Raw genomic sequence first — 25,816 nt, forward strand, 5'->3', positions numbered from 1 at the left:
TGGGGGCGCTTCAGCCCTTGTTGGCGCCGAGGGTGAGACCGCTGACGAACTGCCGCTGAAGCACGAAGTACACGATCAGCGTGGGGATCGCGGTGAGCAGCGCGCCGGCGGCGACCAGGTTGGGGTCGGTGAAGTACGTCCCGGTGAGGTTGTTCAGCGCCGAGGTGATCGGCATGTTCTCGCCGGTCGAGATCAGGACGAGGGCCCAGAAGAAGTCGTTGTAGATCCAGATGGACAGCAGTGTCGCCAGGGCCGCCATCGCCGGACGGCACAGCGGCAGCACGATCTGCCAGTACATGCGCCACACCGAGGCGCCGTCCACCAGCGCGGCCTCGGTCAGCTCGTGCGGCAGCGTGCGCATGTAGTTGCTGAGCACGAAGGCGCAGAAGCCGGACTGGAACGCGACGTGGATGAGGACGAGGCCGAGCGCGGAGTCGTACAGCTTGCCGGACATGGTGATGCCGGGCAGGTCGATCAGCAGGTAGAGGCGGTACAGCGGGGTGATGATGACCTGCTGCGGGAGCAGATTGCCGGCCGTGAAGACCAGCAGCAGGGCGAGGTTGAGGCGGAAGTCGAAGCGGCTGACGTAGAAGGCGACCATCGACGACAGGAACAGCGTCAGCAGGACCGCCGGGACGGCGATGATCAGCGTGTTCACGAAGTAGTGCGTCATGTCCGACTGCGTGAACGCGTTGGTGAAGTTGTCGAAGTTCAGCGTGTCCGGCCAGGACACATATCCCTTCTCGCTCGTCTCCGCGTACGGCCGCATCGCCGCGTAGACCGCCCAGAGCAGCGGCGCGAGCCAGGCCAGGGCGGCGCCCGCGAGGAAGAGGTGCAGCAGGATCCGGGCGGGGCGGATCGGCGTCTTCGGCTTTTTCAGAGCGAGAGTGCTCATGCGCGCCGCTCCTTCCGGAAGGTGGCGACCAGGTACGGGACGATCACGACGAGCGAGATCAGCAGCAGAACGACCGCGATGGCGGAGCCGTATCCGATCCGGCTGGACTCGCCGATGATGTTGCTGGTCACGAGGATGGAGAGCAGCTCGGTGCCCTCGGCGCCGCCGTTGAAGACGTAGACGAGGTCGAAGGCGCGCAGGGCCTCGATGATCGTGACGACCAGGACGACCGTGTTGGTGGGGCGCAGGGTCGGGAAGATGACGTTCTTGAACGTCTGCCATTCGCTCGCCCCGTCCAGCGCGGAGGCCTCCCGCAGCGAGGGGTCGACGCCCTTCAGACCGGCCAGGTAGAGGATCATCATGTACCCGGCGTGCCGCCAGGACGCGGCGATCAGGATGGCCCAGAGGTTGAGGTCCGGGTCGCCGATCCAGTCGATGTACTTGCCGGGCTCGTTGGCGCCGATGACGCTGTTGATCAGGCCGGTGTCGGGGTTGTAGATCAGCTGCCAGACGAAGCCGATCACGGCCATCGACATCACGACGGGCAGGAAGAAGGCCGTCTGGTAGACCCGGCTGAAGCGGATCTTTTTGTCCAGCTGCACGGCCAGGAACAGGCCGAGCGGGGTCGGGATCACGATCAGCACGGCGAACCAGATGACGTTGTGCTGGACGGCGGGCCAGAACTGCGGGTTCTGCTCGAACAGTTCCTTGAAGTTCTGCAGGCCCACCCACTGGATCGAGTCGAAGCCGATGCCGTCCCAGGTGGTGAAGGCGAGCGCGATCGAGGCGAGGGCGGTGACCCAGACGAGGGCGATGTGCAGGATCGTCGGCAGACCCGCCATCAGACCGAGAGTGAGCCGGTCGCGGCGGGTGAGCAGGCGGCGGTGGCCATGAACGGCCTTGGGGGCGGCGCCCGGAGGCGGCACGGTGGCCGCCTCCGGGATCTCCTCGGTGATCTGGGTGCTCATGAGGACGCGAAGATCGTCTTCTTCTGGCGCTCGATCGAGGACAGCAGACTGTCGACGCCCTTGGGGTCACGGATGAACTTCTGCAGCGCGGGCTGCATCACCGTGGAGGTGAAGTCCGGGCGGCTGTCGCGGTCCATGAACTGGGTGAGGCTCTTGGCGCCCGCGATCATCTCGTACGCCTTCTTCTGAAGGGTGGTGTACGAGGCGGTGTCCGCGTCGGTGGTGGCGTGCACCACGCTCGGGTCGGACTTGAGGTAGATGTCCTCGGCGGCCGAAGTGCCCAGGTACTCCAGGAGCTTGACGGCCTGGGCCTTGTTCTTCGGGCTCTTGCTCATCATGAAGCCGTCGGTCGGCGCCTCGACGGTGTCCTGGCCGAACGCCGGGTCGATCTCCGGGAAGGCGAAGAAGTCGAGGTCGTCCAGGTCGGCCTTGTTGGTGAACTGCTGGGCCACGAAGGTGCCGAGCATATACATGCCGGCCTTCTTCGATGCCAGGGTCTGGGCCGCGTCCTGCCAGGTCCGGCCCGTGGAGCCCTCCTGGTGGTAGGGGAGGATCTCGGTCCACAGGTCGAAGGTCTTACGGACCTTGGCGTCGGTCCAGGCGGCCTTGCCGGCCATCAGGTCGACGTGGAAGTCGTAGCCGTTCTGGCGGAAGTTGATCTGGTCGAAGGTGCCGAGCGCGGGCCAGGCGTCCTTGTCGCCGAAGGCGATCGGGACCAGCTTGTCCTTCTGCATCTGCTTGCACAGGGCGACGAAGTCGTCCCAGGTGGTGGGGACTTCATAGCCGTACTGCTGGAAGACGCTCTTCCGGTAGAAGACGGCCCAGGGGTACGAGTACAGCGGCACGAAGTAGTACTTGCCGTCCTCGCCCTTGCTGAGCTTGTGCATCGCCTCGGGGAAGTTGCCGCCGATGGTCTGCCACACGTCGTCGATCGGGGTGGCGAGGCCCTTGGCCGCGAAGAACTGCATCCGGTAGCCGGCGAACCAGGTGAACACGTCGTCCGGCGTGCCCTGGAGGTAGGAGTTGATCTGCTCCTGGAAGGTGTTGGAGTCCTTGGTGTTCACGTCGACCGTGATGCCGGACTTCTTCTGGTAGGCCGCGTAGATGTCCGCGAAGGCCTTCTTCGGCACCGGGTCGGACGCCTTCGACCCGAGGGTCACGGTCTTCGGATCGGCGGCCGCACCACTGCCGCCACACGCGCTGAGCAGGGGTATGCCGGCGCCGAGAACGGCGGCGCCGCCGATGCCGCGCAGCAGGGTGCGGCGCGAGGGGGAGGGGAGGTTGTCGAGCATGTGCGGCTCCTGAGGCAGGGGCGGTCCCAGGGGCGGTGGCGCGCACACCGCCCCGAAATTGGTCGAAACCAATCAGAAACCAACTGGACCGAACAGAGGGTGGCGTAATAACAGCCGGATGTCCTGTCATACGTCAAGAGCCGCCGAGGTGCTTTGTTGAAATGTGACCGACTTGAGTCGCCTAGCGGATCTGGATCCGCCGCTCCACGCTCACCTGGTCGATCTCCGAGACCCGCACGGTGATCTTCATGGTCCAGGTGCCGGCGAGGGGCAGATTGACGAAGCTGTTCGCCCAGTAGCCGCCCTGGTCTTTCAGCCCTGCGTCGAGCGGGCCGATGTCCTGGGCGGGGAGCGTGAAGGAGACACGCAGCTCGGGGACGGTGGACAGACCGCCGTCCGGTCCGAACACCACGGCCTGCAGGGCGTTGTCGCCGACCCGACCGGGGTCGAGGGTGAGTTCGACCTTGCCGGTACCGCCGGGGGTGCCGACGTCGAAGGGGACCGTGACCGCGACGGTGCCGCCGGTCGGGGGCGCGGCCTGGGCGGCCTCCGCCTCGGCGCGCGAAGGCAGAGTCCCGGTGAGCACGGTCGTGATCACCAGCACGATGACGCCCACGGCGACTTCGGCCAGGACCGAGCGGCGAAGGGCGCGGGGGTTGGTCTCGGGGGCTGGAGGTGGGGGCGGTTCGGGGAGCGGGGGGCCGCCTGCGGGTTGCGGGACCTTGTGGCTTACGGCTTCAGGTACGGCAGCCAGCCTGGCCGTCCAGCTGCGGGATACCGCCGCGGCGGCGAGGAGCAGGACCACCGCGGCCAGCTTGAGGGTCAGGAGCCTGCCGTAGGTCGTGCCGGTGAGCGCGTCCCAGTCGCCGAGGCCTCGCCAGGACTGGTAGGTGCCGGTGATGACCAGGACGGTGACCGAGGCGAAGGCGAGGCGGGAGAAGCGGGTGACTGTTTCCGGGGTCGGGTGGGCTCGGTACAGGGTGATGAGCAGGGCTGTGAGGCCGCCCAGCCATACCGCTGTCGCCAGAAGGTGCAGTACGGATGAGGTCATCGCCAGGGGTACCTGGATGCCTGCGGAGGCGTGGTCTGATGCGGCCCAGGTGAGGGCGAGGGCGGTGGCGAGGAAGGCCGGTGGGAGGGTGCGGCGCCATTGTGGCTGGTCGCGCCCCGCGGCGGAGCCGCAAATCGATACAGCCCCGCGCCCCTTACCTGCGCTGCCCAGCCGTCGGAGATACGTGGCTGTCAGCAGGAGCAGGGCCAGCCGTGCCAGCAGGGCCAGGCCTGGGCGGCCCGTGAGGGTTCTGGTGAAGGCCTCCAGATCCAGGGCCGCCGCCGGGCCTTCGCCTGTCTCGTACGGGGCCCGAAGCACCAACAGCGCCAGTGTCGTGCCCAGCAAGGTCCACCAGCCGATGAGGAGCGGCCTGCGCAGCACCCCGGGGTCCTCCGGGCGGCATACGACGATGAACGCCGCCGTGCCGATGAGCAGGGCAGCCCCGAGGTACGCCAGATAGCGGGCGATCTTGTGGAGGGCCGCGGTCGCCGGATCCTCCGTGGGACCGGTGTCGACCGCGACCGGCGTCGGGGACGGCTTGCCGATCGAGAACGTGAACGCGCCCGACACCGGGTGGCTGTCCGCCGACACCACGCGCCAGGCCACCGTGTAGGTGCCCTCGTCCAGACCGCGGGGCAGGTTCACGCGGGCCGTGTCGGCGTCCTCCGCGTGCTCGGCCTCCCCCAGCCGCAGTCGCCTGCCGTCAGGGCCCAGGACGCGGACGGAGTCGTCGAGGAAGCCGACGGACTCGGTGAAGGTCAGGGTGAGGTGACGCGGGGCCGTTCGGAGGACGGCTCCGTCCTCGGGGTCGGTACCGCTGAGGGCCGCGTGCGCCGAAGCCGTTCCCGCACCGCCGAGGACGAGCAGGACCAGCACGGCTGCCAGCAGCACCAGCCCTTGAACTCCGCGCCGTCGGGCCACGTCGTCTCTCCGTCTTCCCCGGTATCAGCCACGAGGATACGTACGTACGGCAAGCCCTCCGCGCTCACCAGGTTGGCCGAGCCAACACCCCTCCGTCCACGACCAAATCGTGCCCCGTGATCCAAGAGGCCATGGGCGACGCCAGAAACACACACGCGTCCCCGACCTCCTCCGCCCGCCCGAGCCGCCCCAAAGCCGTCGCCGCCCTCCACCGCCGTACGCCCTCCGGCCAGGCCTCGCCCAGGCCGTCCCGTTCGATCAGCCCCGGTGAGACCGTGTTCACGCGGATGCCGTCGCGGCCGTACTCCAGGGCCGCGGAGCGGGCGTGCATCACGACCGCCGCCTTGGACGCCGCGTAATGCCCGTGCCCCTCCGCCGGCAGCCGCGCCTCCACCGAGGCGATGTGGGTCACCGAACCGCCGCCCCGCCCCCGCATGACCTCCGCCGCTGCCTGCGTACAGGCGAACACACTCGTCAGGTTGGCATCCAGCACCGCCCGAAACTCGGCGGCCGTCATCCCGGACAGTTCCCGCACCGGCTGCACTCCGGCGTTGTTGACCAGCGCCGTCAGCCGTCCGCCGCCCCACTCCGCGGCCTCCCGCACCACGCGACGGCACTCCTCCTCGACGGTCAGATCTCCTTGCAGGACGACCGATTCGCCGATGAGAGACGCCACTTCACGTGCCGAGTCCACCGAGGTGCGGCAGTGCACGGCCACCCGCGCGCCGGCCTCGGCGAACCGCAGTGCGATGCCGCGGCCGATGCCTCCACCGGCCCCGGTGATCAGAGCGACCTGGCCCTCGAGAAGCTTCATGGACGGCACAGTTCCACGATCCGCGCGGCCTCGTGCGGATACGAGGCGGCGAGAGACTCCGCGTCGCCGTGCTCGTAGTCCTCGTAGGTGAAGCCTGGCGTCATCGTGCAGCCGAAGAAGGTCCAGGAGCCCCCTGCCACCACCCGCGCTCCCATCCAGGTGCCCGCGGGGACGGTCAACTGCGGTTGCTGGCCGTGCAGTATGTCCGGGCCCAGGGCTAGCGTGCGGGAGCTGCCGTCGGGGGCGAGCAGGAGCATCTCCAGGGGATCGCCGAGGTAGAAGTGCCAGACCTCGTCGCCGTTCAGCCGGTGCAGGGCCGAGAAGTCGCCCGGCTCGGCGGTGAGCAGGGCGACTATCGCGGTGCCCGCAGGGCGGCCGTCCGCGCGCCGAGGGCCCGCCCAGGTCTGGCGGAACAGGCCGCCCTCGCGCGGTATCGGCTCCAGGTTGTAGTGGGCGACGAGGTCTTCCGGGGTCACCCGGGGAAGGCTACCTCCCGGCGCATAAAGGCGAGTTGGGCCTTCTTCTCGGGCAAGTAGACGTCCGGGATGTCGATCTCGGGGAGGGTGACAAGGGGTCCCGCCTCGAAGCCCTGCTTCGCGAAACGGGCGATCGCCTTCTCGTTGGCCGCGTCGGGATCGACGACGACCCGCCGCCGGTCGAGGCCGATGAGGACGTACGACAGGATCGCGCGCACGAGTCCGGCCGTCCAGCCGGGACGGGCGCCCTCAGGACCGGCGGGCGCGAGCAGCAGATGGACGCCGATGTCGCCGGGCTCCACGTCGTAGCACTCGCTGACCCGGTCGGCCTCCGGCTCGTACGTCTGGAGCAGCGCGGCCGGTACGCCGTCCCGCTGGACGAGGAAGGCGTGGTGGGTGTCGAGGGTGTCCAGATGGCCGTAGATCTCGGCGACCTGCTCGCGGGTGAGGCCGTTCATGCCCCAGAAGGAGGCGCGTTCCTCGCTCACCCAGCCGTGCACGACCTCGGCGTCGGCCTGCGGGTCCAGGCGCAGGATCCGCACGGCGGCCTCCTCGTGCACCACCTCGCGGGGCTCAGACATCGGTCTCCTTCTTCAGTAGCGCGAAATCGGTGACAACGGGGACGAGATCTCCCCTTGTCCACAGGGGCAGTTGATCGCGGTGGTGGGGCGTGCCCGGCACCCCCGAGGCGCCGAACGGCACCACCCACAGGCTGTGTTCACGGTCGGCCAGGTCCCACACGTACCGGGCCGCCGGGCCGCGTGCGGCGAGGTCGGTGATGCCGGGCACGGCGGAGGTGCACAGCACACAGTCGTGGTCGCCGGAGAGACCTGGTTCGTCGTACTCGGCCGCGATCGCCCGCCAGGGGGCGAGACGGTGGGTGTCGCCCCACACGCCCTGCGGCGGCTGCGCGGCGACCTGCTCCACGGCCGCGCGCACGGCTTCCGGCCGGTCGATGCCGTACAACTCCTCGGCGCGCAGCAGGTGTTCGAGGGCGAAGCCGATGCGCGGGACGAGGGCGAGCCAGGGGAGCAGGACCTCGGGGTAGGCGGGCAGGGTGGTCAGGGCGGCGAAGGCGGGGTGCGCGGCGAGCTGTCGTACGACCGCGCTGCGCACCGCCGCGTAGAGCGCGGCGGGTCCGCTGTCCGCCTCCATCCGGCGGTCCCAGCTCAGGAGCGTCTCGCGGAGGCGGGCCGCCTCGGGGGAGAGGCCCTCGAGGGCGGTCAGGTGGTCCATCAGGGGGGCGGCGGAGGCGAGATGGGTGTCGGTGTGGATCGCGGGCATGTCGCCCGGCGACCACTTGTCCTTCTCCCCCAGCAGCGCGGCGATGCGGTCGGCTCGGTGCGGCGGGGCGAACTCGACGCCGAGGGGCGTGGCCGGGCCGCGCTGGTTGGCCATCACCGCGACTCCGTCGGCGAGTTCGCCGTACGGCATCTCGTGCCAGCCCCGCCACTCGTGGCCGGGTTCCCAGGCGGGCACGAGGTGTACGCGGTTGGCCTCGGACCGGTCCGGCACCTTCCCGGCGACCCGGTGCAGCAGTCCGCCCTCGGTGTCGGCGGCCTGCACGACATTGACCGGCTCGGTCCAGCGGTCGAAGGCCCGGTCCACGTCGGCGACCCGACGGGCCCGCAACAGGGGGAGGAGGGCGCCGAAGCCGAGGTCGCCGGTGACGCGGGGCGGGTAGCGGAGGCTGACGGCGCACTCGGTGCCGTCGTCGAGCCCTTCGGGGCCGCCGATGACGACCGGACCCCGTTCGGTCTCGATCACCTCGACCTCGACCGGCTCCTCGCCGGCCACCTCGACGATCTCGGTGTGCCGGGCGGCGCGGGCCCAAGTCCCGTCCGGACCAAGGGCCTCGACCCCCGCGCCCGTCCGCCGCAGCCGCTCCCGGTACAGGTCCTGGTAGTCGGCCATGGCGTTGGTGATGGCCCAGGCGACCGTGCCGGTGTGCCCGAAGTGGGCGATGCCGGGGACGCCCGGGACGGCGAGGCCCACGACGTCGAACTCGGGGCAGGACAGGCGGATCTGCTGGTAGACGCCGGCGTCCTCGATGAACCGGTGCGGATCGCCCGCGATGATCGGCTGCCCGGTGACCGTCCGCTCGCCGCCGACCAGCCAGCCGTTGCTGCCGGAGGTGCCGGGCCCGTCGATGGCGAACAGGCCCACGGCCTCCGCGCCGAGATGCCGCACCGCCTGCTCGCGCCAGAGCTTGGCCGGGAAGCCGGCGAAGAGGATGTGGATGCCGAGCCAGACCCCGAGCGGGGTCCAGGGCTCCCAGCGGCCGGGGATGCCGACGGGCAGGGACGCCTCCGCGAGACCCTCGTTGACACCGTCGACGTACGCCCGTATCCACGCGGCCGTCTCCGGATCCGTCCGTTCCAGCTCGGCCCAGCAGCGGCGGGCGGTGTCGTCGAGCCTGGCCCGCCGGACGAAGCGGTCCCAGGGCAGGGAGTCCGGGCCGAGGAGGGCGGCGGAGGTGCCCTGGGCGCGGCGTCGCTCCACCTCCAGCTGCCAGGCCCGGTCGAGGGCGGTGACGCGGCCCTGGGCGCGGGCGAGTTCGCCCACCCCGTCCGCCCGCAGATGCGGGATGCCCCAGGCGTCGCGGTAGATCTCGGCGGTCACCTGTCACCCTCCTGTGCTAGTACTGTGCTTTAGGTTAGCCTTGCCTAAGTAATTCGTGGCGGAATAGTACGCGAAGGGTGAAGAGGCAATGGGGCAGGGGCACGGTTGGCAGGGCACGGTCCTGAAACTGCTGGGCGCCAAGGACTTCGAGTTCACGGTCACCGGCGCCGAGGACGTCTCCTCCGACTACCGGCGGCTCCATCTCACCGACGGCGGCATGCTCGCGGCCACCGGCGTCCACCCGACGATGTGGGTCCGGCTGTGGTTCGAGAACGGCGGCAAGCCGCATCAGCGGGCGTACACCCTGGTCGACCCCGACCCTCACGCCGGCACTTTCAGCCTCGAATTCGCGCTCCACGAAGGATGCGCCAGCGACTGGGCGCGGGCGGCGAAGCCCGGGAACACCATCGAGGCGACGGTCCAGGGCACGGGCTTCCAGCGGCCCCGGCCCGAGCCCTCGCACGTCTTCGCGATGGCCGACCCGGCTTCACTGCCCGCGCTCAACTCCCTCCTGGACGAACTGGGTTCGGCCCCGGCGACGATCTGGTTCGAGGGGAACCTGGACGGACTGCCGTTCCGCGGCGACCCGGCCGACGTCCGCACGGTCCCACGCCACGACCTCGTCGACGCCGTACGCGCGGACCTCCCCGCCCTGCTCAAGTCCACCGAGCACCCGTACATCTGGATCGCCTGCGACACGACGACGACCCGCACCCTGTCGATGTACGCCCGCAAGGAACTGGGCGTCGCCAAGGACCGTATGCACGCGCTGGGGTACTGGCGCGCGACCTGACCCCGTACGCGGCATCATCGAGCCATGGACGTCACCCTTCACCTCGCCCAGGACCCGGACGCCGACGAGTTGCTCGGCCGCAGTCCGCTCGCCGCGCTGGTCGGGATGCTGCTCGATCAGCAGGTTCCGATGGAGTGGGCGTTCAAGGGGCCCCGGACGATCGCGGACCGGATCGGTACGGACGACCTGGACGCGCACGACATCGCCGCGCAGGACCCGGAGGCCTTCGTGGCGCTGCTGTCGGAGAAGCCGGCCGTGCACCGCTACCCGGGGTCCATGGCCAAGCGCATCCAGCAGCTGTGCCAGTACCTGGTCGAGCACTACGACGGAAACGCCGAGCTGGTCTGGAAGGGCGTCACGGACGGCAAAGAACTGCTCCGGCGCCTGGAGGAACTCCCCGGCTTCGGCAAGCAGAAGGCACAGATCTTCCTCGCCCTGCTGGGCAAGCAGCTCGGCGTGGCCCCCAGGGGCTGGCGGGAGGCGGCCGGGTCGTACGGCGAGGCCAAGTCCTTCCGGTCCGTTGCCGACATCACGGGACCGGAGTCACTGGCGAAGGTGCGGGCGCACAAGCAGGAGATGAAGGCGGCGGCCAAGGCGGCCAAGAAGTAAGCCGTTCGGCCCACCCTTGGTGGCAGGGCGGGCCCGGTCGTTCCCACCATGAACCATGACCGAGGTACCGTCCGGCCCCGCCTGGGGCCCCGAGTTCGACGACCGCAAGGTTCACGCGCAGCACCCCCCGCGCGGTGGGCATGAGCCCGAGCCGCCCTTCGAGGGGCCGTTGCACGCCCTGTCCCAGGCCGCCTGGCAGGTGGTGCTGCTCACCGGCATCGCGTCGCTGATCCTCGGCGTGCTGGTGCTGATCTGGCCGGGCTCCACGCTGCGCGCCACCGGCTTCCTGTTCGGCTTCTACCTCCTGATCAGCGGCGTCTTCCAGCTGGTCGCCGCGTTCGGCACGCACAAGACGACCTCGCTGCGCGTGCTGGGCTTCATCAGCGGTGCCCTCTCCATCCTGCTGGGCCTGTTCTGCTTCCGCGGACCGATGCAGTCACTGCTGCTGCTCGCCCTGTGGATCGGCATCGGCTGGCTGATCCGCGGCATCACCCAGACCGTCGCCGCCGTTTCCGACCCGGCGATGCCCGCCCGCGGCTGGCAGATCTTCCTCGGCATCGTCACCTTCATCGGCGGGATCGTGCTGATCGACTCCCCCTTCGAGTCGGTCTTCGTCCTCACCGTCGTCGGCGGGATCTGGCTCATCGCCGTCGGCCTCGTCGAGATCGTCACGGCGGTACGCATCCGCGGCCGCGCCAAGCAGGTCCCGCGCGAGGTGTGAGTACGCCGTGCGGGCGGATCCCACGGACGGCGCGTTCCACGCCGTACACCACCAGGGCAGACCAGCAACCATGAGCACCAGAACCTGGCTCCGCGCCTTCGTCCTGCTGCTCGCCCTGTGCCTGCCGGCGGCCCCCGCCGAGATCCCCGTGGCACCGGCCGTCCAAGCGGGCGAGATCGTCGAGTACGACGTCATGGACACGGCTCTGCGCCAGGTGTCCCCCCGCCGCGCGCACCGCCCCCGGCCGCCCGCCACCGCCGTACCCCCAAAACCCTCACCCCGCCCCGAGGCGTCCGTCGCCACGCCCCGCCCATGGGATCCACCGGCCCGCCGCTCGGTGGTCCTGCGCTGCTGACAGAACCGGCACCCACAGGTTCGTCAGTCAGTACGACGCAAGGAGCACCCCCATGCCCATGGACCCGTACGCCGTCCTGCGCGCCCTGGTGCGGGCCGAGGCCGCGCGCAGCGCGCCGAAGCCGCAGGTGAAGCAGGGCGAGCAGGCCCCCAAGGACAAGAACCGCTGAGCGAGCGGCGGAGGCGTGTGTCGGCTACCGCCTCCGCCGCGCCGTATCGGAGACCGAGCGGGTGAGCCGAAACCGTCGGCGGCGGCCACACAGCAGGCAGTGTCCCCATTGGTGGCGCTGCACGGCAGCGCGGCATGGAGCGCCCCGCCCTGTCATGGCCCGGACCTCGGCGTCACCCAGGTGACGGTGGTGCGACGGCCTGCGTCGTAGGGCTCCCACTTGTTGCCTCGCGACAACGCCTTCGCCACCTCGATGCGGTCGATGAAGCAGCGCAGAAAGGCGCGCCTGTCGGTCAGGGGCGCGCACTGCCACTGACCGGCCTCATAGGCCTGCGCCCTGACCACGAGATCCGCTACCGAGCCGAAACGAGCGCCGGCCTCGGTAAGAAGCTCGACCGAGCACCGCTGCCCCTGACCGGCTCGGGAGATCTCGGTGAAGACCCGTTGGATCACGTACTCCTCGACGTGCTCTCGCTTGATGCTGTTCCCACCGTCATGTCCGCCCGTCGCGCCCTTGGGCCGGGAACAGCGGTACGAGGCGGTGGCGCCGGCCGTGCCATTGCTGACCATGGTCGCCCCGCACACGCAGCGCAGCACTCCCAGCCCGCTCAGGAGCGAACTGGCCCGTCGTCCGTGCGTCCCGGGCATGCGGGTGTCCAGCCACGCCTGAAGCTCCTCCCAGTCGGCGGCGTCGAGCACAGGCTCATGACTCATCAACGGCGTCAGAGTCTGCGGATCGACCACGCTTCGGTAACCGACGACAGAGGGACGAGCCCCAGGGGCGCTCTTCGAGTCCGGACCGTAGACCGGTTCAACAGCGTGACCGATCAACCGCGGATCCCTCAGAATCCTCTTGAGTGTCGACACTTCCCACAGTGACGGCCCGCATCGCCCGTCCAACCCACCGGGTCCGGTAGCGCGCCACTTGTCGGCAAGCCTTGCGGTCTTCGTCGGCACTCCCTCCGCGTTCAGTTCCGCGCAGATGCCCGAGAGCGATCCAGGGTGCCGACGACCGAAGGGTGCCTCTTCATCCTTGTGAGTGAGGATCCTGCGGACGACGTCCCGAATGACCTTGGCTTCCTCCGGCACCACGACCAGCTGCCGAATCGTGAGCCCGTCCCTGCGCGCCTCGGCCACCGCGTATCCGAACGGCGGAAGCCCGCCCACCCATGAACCCGCTGTGCGCAGGACCCTCTTCGTGTCGCTCACATGACGCGCCCGGTTCACGCTCTCCTGATGTGCCGCCTCCAGCCGCCGGGCCAGTTCCTCGGTGTCGGCGGGGCCGTACGCGCCTTCGGTCACGAAATCACGGTTACACCGAGCCCGTGGAGTTCACCGGCAAGAGACCAAACCGCACCCTCGTCCTGCCGGGACAAACGGCTCAAGTAGTTCACGACAACAGCGTCGGCATGGCCAAGCCGCAGGTCGGCCAGCACGCGCTCGAATTCCGGACGGACAGAGCCAGGGCGGTAGGCCGAAACAGCCTCATCCACGTACTCACGCTCATACCGGTAGCCACGTGCCATCGCCTCGGCACGGGATGCGGCGAGCTGTGCTCGGACGGAGCCTGCTGACTTGTCCGGCCGCCCGAGGCTCTGCCGCGCATACCCGACCGCTACCTTTCGATCATTCATAGGGGGAATGTGTCAGCAGCCCATCCACACTCACCCCCTTTGACCGATATTGGTCAAGTTCTGCATGTACTTGGCTTGCACGGCCCCAGCCGGGAGGCTGCGCCCGGAACGTCTGGACCGGTAGGCTTTCCGTGTGATCTTCAAGCGCATCGGAAACGGCCGGCCGTACCCCGACCACGGCCGGGAAAGCACCCGGCAGTGGGCGGACGTCGCGCCGCGCCCGGTCCGCCTCGATCAGCTCGTGACGACCAAGGGCCAGCTCGACCTGGAGACCCTGCTCGCCGAGGACTCCACCTTCTACGGCGACCTGTTCGCGCACGTGGTGAAGTGGCAGGGCGACCTGTACCTCGAGGATGGTCTGCACCGCGCCGTGCGCGCCGCGCTCCAGCAGCGCCAGGTACTGCACGCGCGTGTACTCGAGCTGGATTGAGTGACTGTCCGGTGAAGGGTTGACCCTTTCGGGTTCTCCTGTCCGGCATCCAATGATCATCTAGTAGGCATCGCCGCCCCGGCGCACTACGCTGCGCCCATGAGCATGCTCACTCCCCCTGGCATGGGCGGCCAGTACCGGATCAGGGGGGACAAGTACCCGCGGATGCGCCGACCCCGGCGGCGCGGCAGGCTCGTGCTCCTGGCCGTCGCCTCCGTCACCGCGCTCGGTGTGCTCGGCTGGGGCACGCTTCAGCTCATCGACGTCTTCACCGACGGCGGCAAAGAGGCCTCTGCTGCCGGCCCCAAGGCGGACTGCGCCACCCGGGCGACCCCCTCGGCCACGGCGAGCGCCGCCGCGCTGCCCGAGCCGGGCCGGATCACCGTCAACGTCCTCAACGCCACGCCCGTCAGCGGCCTCGCCAAGAAGACCGCGGACGAGCTGAAGAAGCGCGGCTTCAAGATCGGCGACGTGGGCAACGCGACGAAGGAGTACGACAAGAAGGTCAAGGGCACGGGGATACTGCTCGGCCCCTCCTCCGCCCTGGACACGTCACTGCCGGTCCTGGCCGCGCAACTGCCCGGCGCAGAACGCCGCACGGACGCGGCCCGCAAGGGCACCGAGGTGGACCTGATCCTCGGGACGGCCTTCAAGAACCTCACGACGAAGGCGGACGCCGACAGGGCACTGGCCGAACTGACCGAGCCCGAGCCGACGCCGGCCGCGTCGAAGAACAGCTGTTGAAAACGCCGTAGGGGCAACTCCCCAGGGGCGCGGGGCCTTATCGGGCCGCGCCCCTACAGCGAACAGGCGCTACTCCGCCGCCCCATACATGCGATCCCCCGCATCCCCCAGCCCCGGCACGATGTACCCGTGCTCATTGAGCCGCTCATCAACAGACGCCGTCACAACGGTCACCGGCGTCCCCGCCAGCTCGCGCTCCATGACCTCGACGCCCTCCGGCGCGGCCAGCAGCACCACGGCCGTCACATCGTCGGCGCCGCGCTTGATCAGCTCCTGGATCGCCGCGACCAGCGTGCCGCCCGTGGCCAGCATCGGGTCGAGGACGTACACCTGGCGCCCGGAGAGGTCCTCCGGCATCCGCGTCGCGTACGTGGACGCCTGGAGGGTCTCCTCGTCGCGGATCATGCCCATGAAGCCGACCTCGGCGGTGGGCAGCAGCCGGACCATGCCCTCCAGCATGCCGAGACCGGCCCGCAGGATCGGCACCACCAGCGGGCGCGGGTAGGACAGCTTGACGCCCGTGGTCCGCTCGACCGGCGTCTGGATGTCGACCTGTTCGGTACGCACATCGCGCGTCGCCTCATAGGCGAGCAGGGTGACCAGCTCGTCGGCGAGACGGCGGAAGGTCGCGGAGTCGGTGCGCTGATCGCGCAGCGTGGTGAGCTTGTGGGCGACCAGGGGGTGGTCGACGACGTGGAGACGCATGTCCCTAACAGTAACCGGGCCACCGTGCCCCTCGCGCTGGCATCAAACCGCCCATCAGAGGGAAAGTGGGAGGGACGTACTGGGGGTGCGCAGATGCCTGACAGTGAGTCCCGGGAGGACCCCGCGCAGCAGGAGACGGACGTGGAACGGCGGCAGCGCCGCAACCAGTTCCTGCGCGAACTGGCCGAGGCCCGCGAGCTGCGCGACCGCGTACAGCCCCGCCGCGCCAAGGCCGCACGCCTGCGCCACGCCATGCGAATGCGCAGCTTCCGCTGGTAGACCTTGAGCCGTTCTTGGACCGTCCGATGACCGTCTGGTGCATGCGCCACGCCGGGGGCCGCGTACGATCCCGCTGGTGGACGATCAAAACGGGCGGACACAGGGAGCCGAAGACGTCCCCTGAACGCTTCGTTTCTGCCACGATTCCGAGTGGGTGGGGCTCGGAGCCCGAGCTCTCCCCGCCCGCAACCTCCGCCGGGGGGACCCCCAACCGGCACGCCTATGACCAGTGGGAGAGTCACGGTGTACTTCGCCGCACTGCTCGCGCGCACCGAAGACGGGTGGGAAGCGAGCGACACAGAGCTCGACGATGTGGAGACCCTGTCGGATCTGGCCGAACTGGCCCGTGAATCCTCTCCCGAGGACGACACGGTGCTGGTGCTCATCGAGCAGGAGGACGCCTGGTTCGGCGTCGTCCGCATCGACGGCGAGGACGACCCTCGGATCTACGTCTCGGACGCCGCCGCCGCTGCCCGCAGCAGCTACGGCGAGATCCTGCTCACCGACGAACTGCTCGGAAGGGAGCCCGGGGACGACGACACCGACCTGGACGCCCTCGACCTCGACGGCACGGAGGAGCCCGACGGCGACTCCGACGACGACGAGGACGGCACCGCCGCCGACGCGGTCCCGCACAGCCCGGTGGGCGACAGCGAGATCCTCGACGACCTGGGCGTCAGCGAGAAGGAGCTGAAGGCCCTGGACGCCGACGACGCGCTGGGCGCCATCGCCGAGGCGCTGGGTGCCGCGGAGGTCCTGGAGACCGTCCGCTGACCCCGACAACCATCCCCAAGGGTCCCCCGGACCCGGTGCGCGACCGCTGGCGGGACGCGATGCGGCTCGCCCTGGACGAGGCCGAACTGGCCGTCCGGGGCGGGGACGTCCCCGTCGGCGCCGTCGTGCTGTCCGCGGACGGTACGACGGTGCTCGGCGTCGGGCACAACGAACGCGAGGCCACCGGCGACCCGACCGCGCACGCGGAGGTCCTCGCGATCCGCAGGGCCGCAGCTCAGCTCGGCGAGTGGCGGCTGACCGGCTGCACACTGGTCGTCACCCTCGAACCGTGCACCATGTGCGCGGGCGCGCTGGTGCAGTCGCGGGTGGACCGGGTCGTCTACGGCGCCCGGGACGAGAAGGCCGGCGCGGCGGGCTCCCTCTGGGACGTCGTACGCGATCGGCGGCTCAACCATCGCCCCGAGGTGATCGAGGGCGTGCTCGCCGAGGAGTGCGCCCGACTGCTCACGGAGTTCTTCCGGAACCGGTGAATACCGATTTCAAACCATGCCCACCTGTGCTGTAAGGTCTCCCTCGGTAGCGTGTCCGAGCGGCCGAAGGAGCTCGCCTCGAAAGCGAGTGTGGCGCAAGTCACCGAGGGTTCAAATCCCTCCGCTACCGCTCTGAGAAGGGCCCCGTCGTCGGACGGGGCCTTTCGTGCGTCTGCGGGCGTGACGGTTACACTCACCGCCGTCAACAGGGGGCCCATCGGGGGACGCCAAGGGCAGGGAGGCCGCAGTGGCGGTGAATTCGAAGAAGGTCGCCGTCTATGTGCTCGTGGTCTTCGTGCTCTATTTGATCATCACGGACCCGGCCAAGGCCGCGGACTATGTGCAGATAGGGTTCGAGGGCATATCGAACGCCGCCAAGGCCATCGGCGACTTCATGACGTGGATCGCCAACGGAGGAGACGAATGATCCGCCACCTGGTCCTCTTCAAGCTCAACGAGGGCGTGGAGCGCGACGACCCCCGTGTCCTGGAGGGCGAGAAGGCCTTCCAGTCGCTGGAGGGCAAGATCTCCGAGATCCGCTTCTGGGAGCTCGGCTGGAACCTCAGCGACCGCCCCATCGCCTACGACTACGCGATCAACTCCGCCTTCGACGACGCCGACGCCCTGCGCCGGTATGTGGAGCACCCCGAGCACCAGGCGGGGGTGGCCCTCTGGAAGGAGTTCGCCACCTGGGTGATCGCGGACTACGAGTACTAGGACCGCGTACCGCACAGCCCTCCGCCGGAACGGCGGGGGGCTTTTCTGCGTCTTTCGCACCACTTCACCCTCAACACGGCGTTATGCGGTGCTTGCACACAGTGCACATGTCTTGTGATGCTATGACCGCTTTTGACGGATGAGTTGATGGATCACGAGGTGGAGTTGACCGTGTCGGCCAGTACTGCGCCTCCCCAAGAAGCAGCGCCGGAAGCGGCGCCACAGGCGGCGCCGGAAGCAGCGGCGACCGCCCCGCGCAGCCGTGGCGCCGACACCCGCGCGCTCACCCAGGTGCTCTTCGGCCAGCTCAAGGAGCTTCGGCCGGGCACGCCGGAGCACAACCGGGTGCGCGGGGCGCTCATCGAGGCCAACCTCCCGCTCGTGCGCTACGCGGCCGCCCGCTTCCGCTCCCGCAACGAGCCGATGGAGGACGTGATCCAGGTCGGCACCATCGGGCTGATCAACGCCATCGACCGCTTCGACCCGGACCGGGGCGTCCAGTTCCCGACCTTCGCGATGCCGACCGTCGTCGGCGAGATCAAGCGGTACTTCCGCGACAACGTCCGCACGGTTCACGTACCGCGCCGGCTGCACGAGCTGTGGGTGCAGGTCAACAGCGCGAGCGAGGACCTGACCACCGCCTTCGGACGGACCCCGACGACCGCCGAGATCGCCGAACGGCTGCGCATCAGCGAGGAGGAGGTGCTGTCCTGCATCGAGGCCGGACGCTCGTACCACGCCACCTCGCTGGAGGCGGCCCAGGAGGGCGACGGACTCCCCGGACTGCTGGACCGGCTCGGCTACGAGGACCCCGCGCTGGACGGCGTGGAGCACCGCGATCTGGTCCGGCATCTGCTGGTCCAACTCCCGGAACGGGAACAGCGAATTCTGCTCCTGCGCTACTACAGCAATCTCACCCAGTCGCAGATCAGTGCCGAACTCGGCGTCTCCCAGATGCATGTCTCGCGGCTACTCGCGCGTAGCTTCCAGCGATTGAGGTCCGCGAACCGGATCGACGCCTGACCGAAAGCATGAGCGAACCGTAACCGGCGCGAGCGAATCGCCCACCAGGGCGCTTCCCGACAGTTTCGCGCCGAAAAACCGTCAGACCCCTTGTTTCCAGGGCGGATTCACGTCTTACATGTCGACATGTCACTACAGCGTGTTGCCGACATGTGACATTCTGCCGGAAGCGCGTTTGCCGCGGCTTCGGCTCCGGTATTCAGGTGAAGGCAAACGTTCCTCGATGGAGCGTTCGCCGCGACCGTCCCGCGACCCAAAGGGGGTGGCATGTCCGCAGACCAGGGCAGCTCGAAGGTGCTCACGCTCACGAAGAGCGAGGCTGCGCCCGCGCTCGACGAAGACGTAACGGCTCTTGTCGAGGCCGCGCCGGCCCCGGCCCTCCCCACCTCGGGAGCCATCGACACCCGCACCCTGTCCCGCTCCCTGTTCCTGCGGCTCGCCGCGCTGGACGAGAACAGCCCCGAGCGTGCGTACGTCCGTGACACGTTGATCGAGCTCAACCTCCCGCTCGTGAGGTACGCGGCAGCGCGCTTCCGCTCCCGCAACGAGCCGATGGAGGACATCGTCCAGGTCGGCACCATCGGCCTGATCAAGGCGATCGACCGGTTCGACTGCGAACGGGGCGTGGAGTTCCCGACGTTCGCGATGCCGACGGTGGTCGGTGAGATCAAGCGGTTCTTCCGGGACACGTCCTGGTCGGTCCGGGTGCCCAGGCGGCTGCAGGAGCTGCGGCTCGCCCTCACCAAGGCCAGCGACGAGCTCTCCCAGAAGCTGGACCGCTCCCCGACGGTTACCGAACTCGCCGCGGTGCTGGGCGTGTCCGAGGAGGACGTGGTCGACGGCCTGGCGGTCGGCAACGCCTACACGGCCTCGTCCCTGGACTCCCCGGCCCCCGAGGACGACGGCGGCGAAGGCTCCCTCGCGGACCGCCTGGGCTACGAGGACACCGCCCTGGAGGGCGTCGAGTACCGCGAGTCCTTGAAGCCCCTCCTGGCCAAACTCCCGCCCCGCGAGCGCCGCATCATCATGCTGCGCTTCTTCGCCAACATGACCCAGTCCCAGATCGGCGAGGAGGTCGGCATCTCCCAGATGCACGTCTCCCGCCTGCTGACCCGGACCCTGGCGCAGCTCCGTGAGGGGCTCATCTCCGACTGAGGGGTTCCCTTCTGACGGAGCGTCAGCCACCATGGCGCGATGCTTCGGGCGACGACATGGACACATGGCCGCAGAGGCGCCCTGATCGGCGCCTCGGCGGCCGTCGTGTGTCTGGGCGGCCTGCTGGCCGCGTGCGCGGGCGGCGGGGACGGTGACGGCTACGTAGCCGTGGGAGCGCCGGGCGAGCCGGACCGTACGGCGGGGCCGACGGGCGGGGTGACGCTGGTGCCGCTGGCGCCCCCGGACGAGGCAGCGGCGACGCCGGAGCCTGCTCCTCCGGCCAACTCCTCCACAGGAAGCGGCACTTCACCGGCACCCCAGCCGGACGGAAGCGGTGACCCGACCCCGGGTCCGGCACCGTCGGAGGCCGCCGATCCCCCTCGTACGCCTGAGAATTCACCCGCGCCGACCCCCGGGGTCACCACCCCCGCCGCCCTCACCTGGTCGGAGCCGAAGCGGGAGGCCGTCGAGAAGCGCTGGTGCGAGAAGGTGTCGCTCGAGTTTCACAACTCCGGTGGGAGCCCTGTGCGTTCGGGCACCGTGACCTTCGGGACGCACATCATCGGGGCGCTCGGGATCGACTGGGGGACCGTCGAGTCGGTCGAGGAGCTTCCGGTGCCGCTCGGGGGCGGCGTGCGGAAGGAGAAGAGCTGGACGGTGTGCGTCGACGCGTGGCGCGTGCCGCTGGGGATGCACGTGGAGACGCGGGACGTGTCCGTCCAGTGGAAGTAGCGGGGCGGGTTACTTCAGCGCCAGCCAGGCCACCGCCGCGACGACCGCGATGGCGACGACGACACCGATGATCAGGCCGATACGGGGACCGGAGGAAGCGGCCGCCTGATGCTGCCCCTGCGGGGCCTCGTCGACGAACGCGCGGAACATCTGGGTGTTGCCGGCGGGGTCGTAGTTGCCCTGGGGGCCCTGGGTGTTAGCCATGGGCCGCAACCCTAGCGAATCCGGGGGTGGCGCCCAAGTGCGGGAGGGGCACCCGCACCACCGCACACACAACCCACCCCACCTGCACATTTACGTTCGCAATACTTGCCTTTGCCAAGTTTTTATGGCGCCCCCGCCCAATTTATTTGCCTGTAGCAACCAACGGCTCTTACGGTTGCCCCAAGCAACGAAATCCGGGAGGTGCGATGGCCGAACAGACGCAGTACGAGGAGCTCGTCCGCCAGTTCAGTGCCTTCGGTGCCGTGAAGCGGGAGATCGGGCGGACGCTGCCGTCGGACTGCCCCGCCGGCTCCGCCGCCGTACTGACGCTGCTGGACCGCCACGGCGACATGCGCATGAGCAAGCTCGCCGAGCTGCTTGCCGTCGACATGTCGGTGACCAGCCGCCATGTCGCCCATCTCGCCGAGCGCGGCTGGATCGACCGCTCCCCGGACCCCGCCGACAAGCGCAGCCGCATCCTGCACCTCACGCCCTCGGGCCGGACGCAGGTCGACGAGCTGTCCCGGCGGACCACCCGGATGCTCGCCGAGCGGCTGAGCGACTGGACCGACGACGAGGTCGCCCAGCTCACCGCGCTCATGGCACGGCTGCGCGCCAGCTTCGACGACTGCCGGCACCCGGCCGTCGCCCCTCAGCAGTCCCCCCGTACACCAGCGATCACCACGTAAGAAGAGGAAGTTCATGGCAACGACCACACCAGCCGGTGTGCGGGCTCATGCCAAGCACTCGGGAGGCTCCGGCGAGGCTCCCATGACGCATCGGCAGATCATGGAGGCGCTGTCCGGGCTGCTGCTCGGCATGTTCGCCGCGATCCTGTCCTCCACCATCGTCTCCAACGCGCTGCCGGAGATCATCCAGGACCTCGGCGGCGGCCAGAGCGCGTACACCTGGGTCGTGACCGCCGCGCTGCTGGCGATGACGGCGTCCACCCCGCTGTGGGGCAAGCTCGCCGACCTGGTCAGCAAGAAGGCCCTGGTCCAGATAGCTCTGGTCGTCTACATCATCGGCTCGGTGGTCGCGGGTCTGTCGCAGAACTCCGGGATGCTCATCGGCGCCCGGGTGATCCAGGGGCTCGGCGCCGGTGGTCTGACCGCGCTCGCCCAGATCATCATGGCCGCGATGATCTCCCCCCGGGAGCGCGGCCGTTACTCCGGCTACCTGGGCGCGACCTTCGCCGTCGCGACCGTCGGCGGTCCGCTGGTCGGCGGGGTCATCACCGACACGGACTGGCTGGGCTGGCGCTGGTGCCTGTACGTGGGGATCCCGTTCGCGCTGATCGCCCTGTTCGTGCTGCAGAAGACGCTGCATCTGCCGGAGACCAAGCGCAAGGTCAAGGTCGACTGGGCCGGTGCCTTCTTCATCACCGCGGCCGTCTCGCTGCTGCTGATCTGGGTCACCTTCGCCAACGACAAGTACGACTGGCTGTCCTGGCAGACCTACTCCATGGTCGGCGGCGCGCTCGCGCTGGTGCTGGTCTTCGTGTTCGTGGAGACCAAGGCGTCCGAGCCGATCATCCCGCTGCATCTCTTCAAGAACCGCACGATCACGCTGGCCTCGCTCGCCTCCCTGCTCGTCGGTGTCGCGATGTTCGCGGGCACGGTCTTCTTCAGCCAGTACTTCCAGCTGGCCCGCGACAAGTCCCCGACGATGTCGGGCGTCATGACCATCCCGATGATCGCCGGTCTGTTCGTGTCCTCGACCGTCTCCGGCGCGATCATCACCAAGACCGGCAAGTGGAAGGCCTGGCTGGTCACCGGCGGTGTCCTGGTGACGGCGGGCCTCGGACTGCTCGGCACCATGCGCTACGACACCGAGTACTGGCACATCGCCGTCTTCATGGCGGTCATGGGCCTCGGCATCGGCATGATGATGCAGAACCTGGTCCTGTCCACGCAGAACCAGGTCGCCCCGCACGAGCTCGGCGCCGCCAGCTCGGTGGTCACCTTCTTCCGGTCCCTCGGCGGTGCGGTGGGCGTCTCGGCGCTCGGCTCCGTGATGTCGACCCGGATCAGCCACTACGCCACCGACACCATCGGCTCGCTCAACCCGCAGGAGCAGGCCGCCGCGGCGGGCGCCATGGGCTCCGGCGAACTGCCCGACATGGACGCCCTCCCCACCCACATCCGCACCTGGCTGGAGAGCGCCTACGGACACGGCATCGCCGACATCTTCCTGTACGTCACCCCGGTCGCCTTCCTCGCCTTCCTGGTGACGCTGTTCATCAAGGAGGTCCCGCTGCGGACGTCCGGCGCGCTGGCGCAGGCGGCGCAGAGCACCGAAACGGAGGTTCCTGTGGCTGACACCGTGCAGGTCACCGGTGGTGGCATCCCCGTGCGCGGCTACGTCCGCGGCGCCGAGAGCGCGCCCGTAGCGCGAGCGGCGGTCACGCTGATCTCGCTCTCCGGCCGGCAACTGGGCCGCTCGGTGGCCCAGGCGGACGGCTCCTACGGCGTCGACGCGCCGAGCACCGGCAGTTACGTCCTGATCGCCTCCGCCGACGGTTTCCAGCCGCAGGCGTCCACGATCGTCGTCGGCGAGGAGCCCTTGGCGTACGACATCCTGCTCAGCGGCACCAGCGGGCTGAGCGGTGTGGTGCGGGCGGCCGACGGGGCGCTGCCGGTCAAGGACGCGATGGTGATCGTCACCGATGTGCGCGGGGATCTGCTGGCCACCGCCGCCACGGGGGAGCAGGGCGAGTTCGCCTTCGGCGAGCTGGTGCCGGGCACGGTGACCGTCGCGGTGAACGCCGACGGGTTCCGGCCGCGCGCCCTGCCCGTCGAGATCGGCGGCACCGGGGTCACCCGGGTCGAGGTCGACCTCGACTCCGGCGCACGGGTCCAGGGCGTCGTACGGGCGCCGCAGGGTCCGCTGTCCGACGCGCGGGTCACACTCGTGGACGCGGCGGGCAACGTCGTCGGCACGGCGACCACCGGTTCGGACGGGGCGTACGCCTTCACCGACCTGGACGGCGGCGACTACACCGTCATCGCGACGGGGTACCCGCCGGTGGCCTCCGCGCTGACCGTGAACGGCCGTGGCATCGACGACCACGACATCGAACTCGCCCACCCCGGCGAGTAGTCGGTTCTTCTTCGAGGAGTTACGTGAGATGGGACTGACCGCGAGGATCCGTACCCGGGACGGATGGGCCGTGTCGCACGCAGTCGTCACCGTCACGGACATGACCGGTACTCAGATGCTGCGTGCGGAGGCGGATGCGGAGGGGGCGGTACGGGACCCGAATCCCCTGTCCCCCGGGGCGTACACCGTCATCGTCACCGCCGTCGGGTACGCGCCGGCCGCGTCGAGCGCGATCGTCACGGCGAGCGGGCGGGCCGAGGTGGGCACGGTGACGCTGGCGCGGCAGGGTGGGGCGGAGCTGCCGCCACCGGGGCCGTGGACGGTGGACCCGGCGCACTCCACGGTGGGCGCAGTCGCCCAGCACCTGGGGATCTCCAGCGTGCACGGACGGTTCACCGACTTCTCCGCGACCGTCGAGATCGCACCGGACGACATCACCAAGTCGCGGGTGGAGGCGGTGATCCGGGCGTCGTCGATCGACACGGGGAATGCCATGCGGGACGGGCATCTCCGGTCGGCGGACTTTCTGGATGTGGAGCGGTATCCGGAGATCACGTGTCGGTCGACGGGCCTGAGCGTGGCGGCGGGTACGGATCGGTGGACGGTCCATGGGGAGTTGGGGCTGCATGGTGTCGTACGGCCGGTGGATCTGGACCTCGCCTACCTCGGGACCGGGGCGGATCCCTGGGGCGGCACCCGGGCCGCTTTCCGGGCGACCGCCGAGCTGCGCCGGGAGGACTTCGCCATGAACTACAACCAGGTCGTCCAGGCGGGGATCGCGGCCATCGGTACGACGCTGAAGGTGGAGCTCGATGTCCAGGCGGTGCAGGGGGATGCGCTGCCGGAGGCCTAGACATAGGCATAGCAGGGTCAGTCACGAGGGGGTCTTCAGCCCCTAGGCTGCCGCCATGGCACCGAACATCGCGACCAACACCGCCGTTTCGCTGAACGAGTTGCTGGACTTCGTACGGCCGCGTCATCGCGCGATCCTGCTGACGCGGCGGGGGGACGGTGGCCCACAGGGGTCGCCGCTGACCTGTGGGGTCGACGACGCCGGGCGGATCGTCGTCTCCACGTACCCCGAGCGGGCCAAGACGCGCAATGCCAAGCGGGATTCCCGGGTGAGCCTGCTGGTGCTGAGTGACGACTGGGACGGTCCCTGGGTGCAGATCGACGGTACGGCCGAGGTGATTGATTCGCCGGATTCCGTGGAGCCGTTGGTCGAGTACTACCGGAATATCGCCGGGGAGCATCCGGACTGGGATGAGTATCGGGCGGCGATGGTGAAGCAGGGGAAGTCGATTATTCGGGTTACGCCGGAGAAGTGGGGTCCGGTGGCGACGGGAGGATTCCCCGCTCGACTCGCCGAGAACTCCTAACCCGCCCTCTCCACCATCGCCTCGATGCCCGCAACCAGCAGGTCCAGGGCGAAGACGAAGTCCCGTTCCAGCATCTCCTCGACCGTGTCTCCGCCCCGGGCCGCCATGATGTCCTTGGCCTCCTCGATGACCTCCGCGGTCGAGGGGGTCTCGCTCACCGTCGTCATGGCCTGCTGGAAGTAGGCGTCGGGGGTCATGCCCGTGTCCTGGACGCGGGCGAAGAAATGGCCCTCGATCGTGCCGTAGCCGTACACGAACTGGAAGACGGCCGAGATCGCGCCCGTCACGCCCTCGGCGGGCAGGCCCGTTCTGCGGATCACTCGCTGTACGACTCGGGAGAAGGCCAGGGAGTTCGGCCCGATGTTGAGGTACGTCCCGGCCAGCGGCGACAGCCAGGGGTGGCGGACCAATAGTGCTCGGTACTCGCCGGCCAGTGTGCGGAGTTGGTCCCGCCAGTCCTCGTCCTCGGCATCGGGGTCAGGGAGCCGGACTTCGCCGTACACCGCATCCAGAGCGAGCTCCAGAAGGTCGTCCTTGGTGTCGACGTACCAGTAGACGGACATCGCCGTCACATTCAGCTCGGCGGCGAGGCGGCGCATGGAGAACTTGGCCAACCCCTCCGCGTCCAGCAGCCGCACGGTCACCTCGGTGATCCGCGCTCGGTCGAGCCCGGAGGGCTGCCCCCCACCTTTCCCACTCCGGCGCGCTTTGTCCTCCAGCCAAACGCTGGCCCGCGCGGCTGCCTTACCCATGGCGCACCTT

31 protein-coding genes and 1 tRNA gene are annotated in these 25,816 nt (G+C 69.3%); 19 read left to right on the forward strand and 13 right to left on the reverse strand.

The annotated features are described in order from the left end of the window. Positions 1-10 precede the first annotated feature (10 nt). From OHT76_RS21040 to OHT76_RS21075, 8 genes are all read right to left on the reverse strand, one after another. On the reverse strand, positions 11-895 hold the full coding sequence (locus OHT76_RS21040; RefSeq protein WP_328872395.1) for a carbohydrate ABC transporter permease: 885 nt from the start codon (positions 893-895) through the stop codon (positions 11-13). After that, entirely contained in the window at positions 892-1,863 is a 972-nt protein-coding gene (locus tag OHT76_RS21045) for a carbohydrate ABC transporter permease (protein WP_328872396.1), read from the reverse strand. The genes OHT76_RS21040 and OHT76_RS21045 overlap by 4 nt, the downstream gene beginning before the upstream one ends. Further along, a complete protein-coding gene (locus OHT76_RS21050; RefSeq protein ID WP_328872397.1) occupies positions 1,860-3,155 on the reverse strand; it encodes an ABC transporter substrate-binding protein in 1,296 nt (431 codons plus the stop codon). Before OHT76_RS21050 ends, OHT76_RS21045 begins: the two co-directional genes overlap by 4 nt. 181 nt (positions 3,156-3,336) lie before the next feature. Continuing rightward, the gene (locus OHT76_RS21055; protein WP_328876586.1) at positions 3,337-5,097 is read right to left on the reverse strand and encodes a copper resistance CopC/CopD family protein; all 1,761 of its coding nucleotides are present in this window, start codon (positions 5,095-5,097) and stop codon (positions 3,337-3,339) included. Positions 5,098-5,191: 94 nt separating this feature from the next. Further along, positions 5,192-5,941, reverse strand: a complete 750-nt coding sequence (locus OHT76_RS21060; protein WP_328872398.1) for an SDR family NAD(P)-dependent oxidoreductase — start codon at positions 5,939-5,941, stop codon at positions 5,192-5,194. Continuing rightward, positions 5,938-6,417 (reverse strand): cupin domain-containing protein, encoded by a 480-nt coding sequence (locus tag OHT76_RS21065; RefSeq protein WP_328872399.1) that lies wholly within the window; start codon positions 6,415-6,417, stop codon positions 5,938-5,940. Before OHT76_RS21065 ends, OHT76_RS21060 begins: the two co-directional genes overlap by 4 nt. Continuing rightward, entirely contained in the window at positions 6,414-6,998 is a 585-nt protein-coding gene (locus OHT76_RS21070) for a GNAT family N-acetyltransferase (protein ID WP_328872400.1), read from the reverse strand. The genes OHT76_RS21065 and OHT76_RS21070 overlap by 4 nt, the downstream gene beginning before the upstream one ends. Beyond that, entirely contained in the window at positions 6,991-9,039 is a 2,049-nt protein-coding gene (locus tag OHT76_RS21075; RefSeq protein WP_328872401.1) for a penicillin acylase family protein, read from the reverse strand. Before OHT76_RS21075 ends, OHT76_RS21070 begins: the two co-directional genes overlap by 8 nt. A gap of 88 nt (positions 9,040-9,127) precedes the next feature. On the opposite strand from OHT76_RS21075, the gene OHT76_RS21080 reads away from it, so the two are divergent. The 4 genes from OHT76_RS21080 (at position 9,128) to OHT76_RS21095 (ending at position 11,517) form a co-directional block, all read left to right on the forward strand. Beyond that, complete coding sequence (locus tag OHT76_RS21080) at positions 9,128-9,832, forward strand: siderophore-interacting protein (protein WP_328872402.1); 705 nt, start codon at positions 9,128-9,130, stop codon at positions 9,830-9,832. A gap of 24 nt (positions 9,833-9,856) precedes the next feature. Beyond that, entirely contained in the window at positions 9,857-10,441 is a 585-nt protein-coding gene (locus OHT76_RS21085) for an HhH-GPD-type base excision DNA repair protein (RefSeq protein ID WP_328872403.1), read from the forward strand. Between the two features lie 55 nt (positions 10,442-10,496). Next, positions 10,497-11,162 carry an HdeD family acid-resistance protein gene (locus OHT76_RS21090; RefSeq protein ID WP_328872404.1) on the forward strand — a complete coding sequence of 222 codons (666 nt, stop codon included), beginning with the start codon at positions 10,497-10,499 and terminating at the stop codon, positions 11,160-11,162. A 70-nt stretch (positions 11,163-11,232) separates the two neighbouring features. Next, positions 11,233-11,517 (forward strand): hypothetical protein, encoded by a 285-nt coding sequence (locus OHT76_RS21095; protein ID WP_328872405.1) that lies wholly within the window; start codon positions 11,233-11,235, stop codon positions 11,515-11,517. Between the two features lie 321 nt (positions 11,518-11,838). Here the strand turns inward: OHT76_RS21095 and OHT76_RS21100 are convergent, their stop codons facing one another. Both OHT76_RS21100 and OHT76_RS21105 read right to left on the reverse strand, forming a co-directional pair. Next, on the reverse strand, positions 11,839-12,822 hold the full coding sequence (locus tag OHT76_RS21100) for a recombinase family protein (RefSeq protein ID WP_328872406.1): 984 nt from the start codon (positions 12,820-12,822) through the stop codon (positions 11,839-11,841). Positions 12,823-12,983: 161 nt separating this feature from the next. Then, positions 12,984-13,319 (reverse strand): recombinase family protein, encoded by a 336-nt coding sequence (locus OHT76_RS21105; RefSeq protein WP_328872407.1) that lies wholly within the window; start codon positions 13,317-13,319, stop codon positions 12,984-12,986. Positions 13,320-13,452: 133 nt separating this feature from the next. Here OHT76_RS21105 and OHT76_RS21110 point away from each other — a divergent pair, with 133 nt between their 5' ends. Beyond that, on the forward strand, positions 13,453-13,749 hold the full coding sequence (locus tag OHT76_RS21110; RefSeq protein ID WP_003999914.1) for a type II toxin-antitoxin system VapB family antitoxin: 297 nt from the start codon (positions 13,453-13,455) through the stop codon (positions 13,747-13,749). A gap of 123 nt (positions 13,750-13,872) precedes the next feature. Next, entirely contained in the window at positions 13,873-14,493 is a 621-nt protein-coding gene (locus tag OHT76_RS21115) for a LytR C-terminal domain-containing protein (RefSeq protein WP_328876587.1), read from the forward strand. A gap of 69 nt (positions 14,494-14,562) precedes the next feature. Here the strand turns inward: OHT76_RS21115 and upp are convergent, their stop codons facing one another. Continuing rightward, on the reverse strand, positions 14,563-15,198 hold the full coding sequence (gene upp / locus OHT76_RS21120) for a uracil phosphoribosyltransferase (protein ID WP_328872408.1): 636 nt from the start codon (positions 15,196-15,198) through the stop codon (positions 14,563-14,565). Between the two features lie 93 nt (positions 15,199-15,291). Here upp and OHT76_RS21125 point away from each other — a divergent pair, with 93 nt between their 5' ends. From OHT76_RS21125 to OHT76_RS21165, 9 genes are all read left to right on the forward strand, one after another. Beyond that, positions 15,292-15,477, forward strand: coding sequence for a hypothetical protein (locus OHT76_RS21125; protein WP_328872409.1), 186 nt, complete (start codon positions 15,292-15,294; stop codon positions 15,475-15,477). A gap of 243 nt (positions 15,478-15,720) precedes the next feature. Continuing rightward, the gene (locus OHT76_RS21130; protein WP_328876588.1) at positions 15,721-16,251 is read left to right on the forward strand and encodes a tRNA adenosine deaminase-associated protein; all 531 of its coding nucleotides are present in this window, start codon (positions 15,721-15,723) and stop codon (positions 16,249-16,251) included. Between the two features lie 59 nt (positions 16,252-16,310). Next, positions 16,311-16,742 carry a tRNA adenosine(34) deaminase TadA gene (gene tadA, locus OHT76_RS21135; protein WP_328876589.1) on the forward strand — a complete coding sequence of 144 codons (432 nt, stop codon included), beginning with the start codon at positions 16,311-16,313 and terminating at the stop codon, positions 16,740-16,742. A gap of 45 nt (positions 16,743-16,787) precedes the next feature. Next, positions 16,788-16,872, forward strand: a tRNA-Ser gene (locus OHT76_RS21140). Positions 16,873-16,989: 117 nt separating this feature from the next. After that, positions 16,990-17,169: a hypothetical protein gene (locus OHT76_RS21145; protein ID WP_315887157.1), complete on the forward strand. Its 180-nt coding sequence runs from the start codon at positions 16,990-16,992 to the stop codon at positions 17,167-17,169. Next, on the forward strand, positions 17,166-17,459 hold the full coding sequence (locus tag OHT76_RS21150) for a Dabb family protein (protein ID WP_328872410.1): 294 nt from the start codon (positions 17,166-17,168) through the stop codon (positions 17,457-17,459). Before OHT76_RS21145 ends, OHT76_RS21150 begins: the two co-directional genes overlap by 4 nt. A 147-nt stretch (positions 17,460-17,606) precedes the next feature. Beyond that, the gene (locus OHT76_RS21155) at positions 17,607-18,482 is read left to right on the forward strand and encodes an RNA polymerase sigma factor SigF (protein ID WP_328872411.1); all 876 of its coding nucleotides are present in this window, start codon (positions 17,607-17,609) and stop codon (positions 18,480-18,482) included. Positions 18,483-18,749: 267 nt separating this feature from the next. Further along, positions 18,750-19,637, forward strand: coding sequence for an RNA polymerase sigma factor SigF (locus OHT76_RS21160; RefSeq protein ID WP_328872412.1), 888 nt, complete (start codon positions 18,750-18,752; stop codon positions 19,635-19,637). A 39-nt stretch (positions 19,638-19,676) separates the two neighbouring features. Further along, positions 19,677-20,369: a hypothetical protein gene (locus tag OHT76_RS21165; RefSeq protein ID WP_328872413.1), complete on the forward strand. Its 693-nt coding sequence runs from the start codon at positions 19,677-19,679 to the stop codon at positions 20,367-20,369. Between the two features lie 9 nt (positions 20,370-20,378). Here OHT76_RS21165 and OHT76_RS21170 read toward each other — a convergent pair whose 3' ends face one another. Beyond that, entirely contained in the window at positions 20,379-20,573 is a 195-nt protein-coding gene (locus tag OHT76_RS21170; RefSeq protein WP_328872414.1) for a hypothetical protein, read from the reverse strand. 206 nt (positions 20,574-20,779) lie between these two features. Between OHT76_RS21170 and OHT76_RS21175 the strand changes: the two genes are divergently transcribed. Genes OHT76_RS21175 through OHT76_RS21190 form a run of 4 tightly spaced genes read left to right on the forward strand, consistent with a single transcriptional unit; the run spans position 20,780 to position 25,054 of the window. Then, positions 20,780-21,262 (forward strand): MarR family winged helix-turn-helix transcriptional regulator, encoded by a 483-nt coding sequence (locus tag OHT76_RS21175; RefSeq protein ID WP_328872415.1) that lies wholly within the window; start codon positions 20,780-20,782, stop codon positions 21,260-21,262. A gap of 13 nt (positions 21,263-21,275) precedes the next feature. Then, positions 21,276-23,675 (forward strand): MFS transporter, encoded by a 2,400-nt coding sequence (locus OHT76_RS21180; RefSeq protein ID WP_328872416.1) that lies wholly within the window; start codon positions 21,276-21,278, stop codon positions 23,673-23,675. Positions 23,676-23,703: 28 nt separating this feature from the next. Further along, on the forward strand, positions 23,704-24,528 hold the full coding sequence (locus tag OHT76_RS21185; RefSeq protein ID WP_328872417.1) for a YceI family protein: 825 nt from the start codon (positions 23,704-23,706) through the stop codon (positions 24,526-24,528). Between the two features lie 55 nt (positions 24,529-24,583). Then, entirely contained in the window at positions 24,584-25,054 is a 471-nt protein-coding gene (locus OHT76_RS21190) for a PPOX class F420-dependent oxidoreductase (protein WP_328872418.1), read from the forward strand. Here OHT76_RS21190 and OHT76_RS21195 read toward each other — a convergent pair. After that, the gene (locus OHT76_RS21195) at positions 25,051-25,806 is read right to left on the reverse strand and encodes a TetR/AcrR family transcriptional regulator (protein ID WP_328872419.1); all 756 of its coding nucleotides are present in this window, start codon (positions 25,804-25,806) and stop codon (positions 25,051-25,053) included. The two genes, OHT76_RS21190 and OHT76_RS21195, sit on opposite strands and share 4 nt — an antisense overlap. Positions 25,807-25,816 lie beyond the last annotated feature (10 nt).

Source organism: Streptomyces sp. NBC_00287 (genome assembly GCF_036173105.1).
In the GTDB taxonomy this organism is placed as follows: Bacteria; Actinomycetota; Actinomycetes; order Streptomycetales; family Streptomycetaceae; genus Streptomyces.

Bases quoted from the DNA above. Each gene is read 5' to 3' on its own strand.
- OHT76_RS21195 (WP_328872419.1), bottom strand. From the start codon at position 25,806: ATGGGTAAGGCAGCCGCGCGGGCCAGCGTTTGGCTGGAGGACAAAGCG.
- OHT76_RS21175 (WP_328872415.1), top strand. From the start codon at position 20,780: ATGGCCGAACAGACGCAGTACGAGGAGCTCGTCCGCCAGTTCAGTGCC.
- OHT76_RS21125 (WP_328872409.1), top strand. From the start codon at position 15,292: ATGCCTGACAGTGAGTCCCGGGAGGACCCCGCGCAGCAGGAGACGGAC.
- OHT76_RS21155 (WP_328872411.1), top strand. From the start codon at position 17,607: ATGGATCACGAGGTGGAGTTGACCGTGTCGGCCAGTACTGCGCCTCCC.
- OHT76_RS21080 (WP_328872402.1), top strand. From the start codon at position 9,128: ATGGGGCAGGGGCACGGTTGGCAGGGCACGGTCCTGAAACTGCTGGGC.
- OHT76_RS21045 (WP_328872396.1), bottom strand. From the start codon at position 1,863: ATGAGCACCCAGATCACCGAGGAGATCCCGGAGGCGGCCACCGTGCCG.
- OHT76_RS21040 (WP_328872395.1), bottom strand. From the start codon at position 895: ATGAGCACTCTCGCTCTGAAAAAGCCGAAGACGCCGATCCGCCCCGCC.
- OHT76_RS21070 (WP_328872400.1), bottom strand. From the start codon at position 6,998: ATGTCTGAGCCCCGCGAGGTGGTGCACGAGGAGGCCGCCGTGCGGATC.
- OHT76_RS21185 (WP_328872417.1), top strand. From the start codon at position 23,704: ATGGGACTGACCGCGAGGATCCGTACCCGGGACGGATGGGCCGTGTCG.
- OHT76_RS21050 (WP_328872397.1), bottom strand. From the start codon at position 3,155: ATGCTCGACAACCTCCCCTCCCCCTCGCGCCGCACCCTGCTGCGCGGC.
- OHT76_RS21165 (WP_328872413.1), top strand. From the start codon at position 19,677: ATGCTTCGGGCGACGACATGGACACATGGCCGCAGAGGCGCCCTGATC.
- OHT76_RS21190 (WP_328872418.1), top strand. From the start codon at position 24,584: ATGGCACCGAACATCGCGACCAACACCGCCGTTTCGCTGAACGAGTTG.
- OHT76_RS21090 (WP_328872404.1), top strand. From the start codon at position 10,497: ATGACCGAGGTACCGTCCGGCCCCGCCTGGGGCCCCGAGTTCGACGAC.
- OHT76_RS21060 (WP_328872398.1), bottom strand. From the start codon at position 5,941: ATGAAGCTTCTCGAGGGCCAGGTCGCTCTGATCACCGGGGCCGGTGGA.
- OHT76_RS21150 (WP_328872410.1), top strand. From the start codon at position 17,166: ATGATCCGCCACCTGGTCCTCTTCAAGCTCAACGAGGGCGTGGAGCGC.
- OHT76_RS21170 (WP_328872414.1), bottom strand. From the start codon at position 20,573: ATGGCTAACACCCAGGGCCCCCAGGGCAACTACGACCCCGCCGGCAAC.
- OHT76_RS21180 (WP_328872416.1), top strand. From the start codon at position 21,276: ATGGCAACGACCACACCAGCCGGTGTGCGGGCTCATGCCAAGCACTCG.
- OHT76_RS21115 (WP_328876587.1), top strand. From the start codon at position 13,873: ATGGGCGGCCAGTACCGGATCAGGGGGGACAAGTACCCGCGGATGCGC.
- OHT76_RS21160 (WP_328872412.1), top strand. From the start codon at position 18,750: ATGTCCGCAGACCAGGGCAGCTCGAAGGTGCTCACGCTCACGAAGAGC.
- OHT76_RS21095 (WP_328872405.1), top strand. From the start codon at position 11,233: ATGAGCACCAGAACCTGGCTCCGCGCCTTCGTCCTGCTGCTCGCCCTG.
- upp (WP_328872408.1), bottom strand. From the start codon at position 15,198: ATGCGTCTCCACGTCGTCGACCACCCCCTGGTCGCCCACAAGCTCACC.
- OHT76_RS21105 (WP_328872407.1), bottom strand. From the start codon at position 13,319: ATGAATGATCGAAAGGTAGCGGTCGGGTATGCGCGGCAGAGCCTCGGG.
- OHT76_RS21085 (WP_328872403.1), top strand. From the start codon at position 9,857: ATGGACGTCACCCTTCACCTCGCCCAGGACCCGGACGCCGACGAGTTG.
- tadA (WP_328876589.1), top strand. From the start codon at position 16,311: ATGCGGCTCGCCCTGGACGAGGCCGAACTGGCCGTCCGGGGCGGGGAC.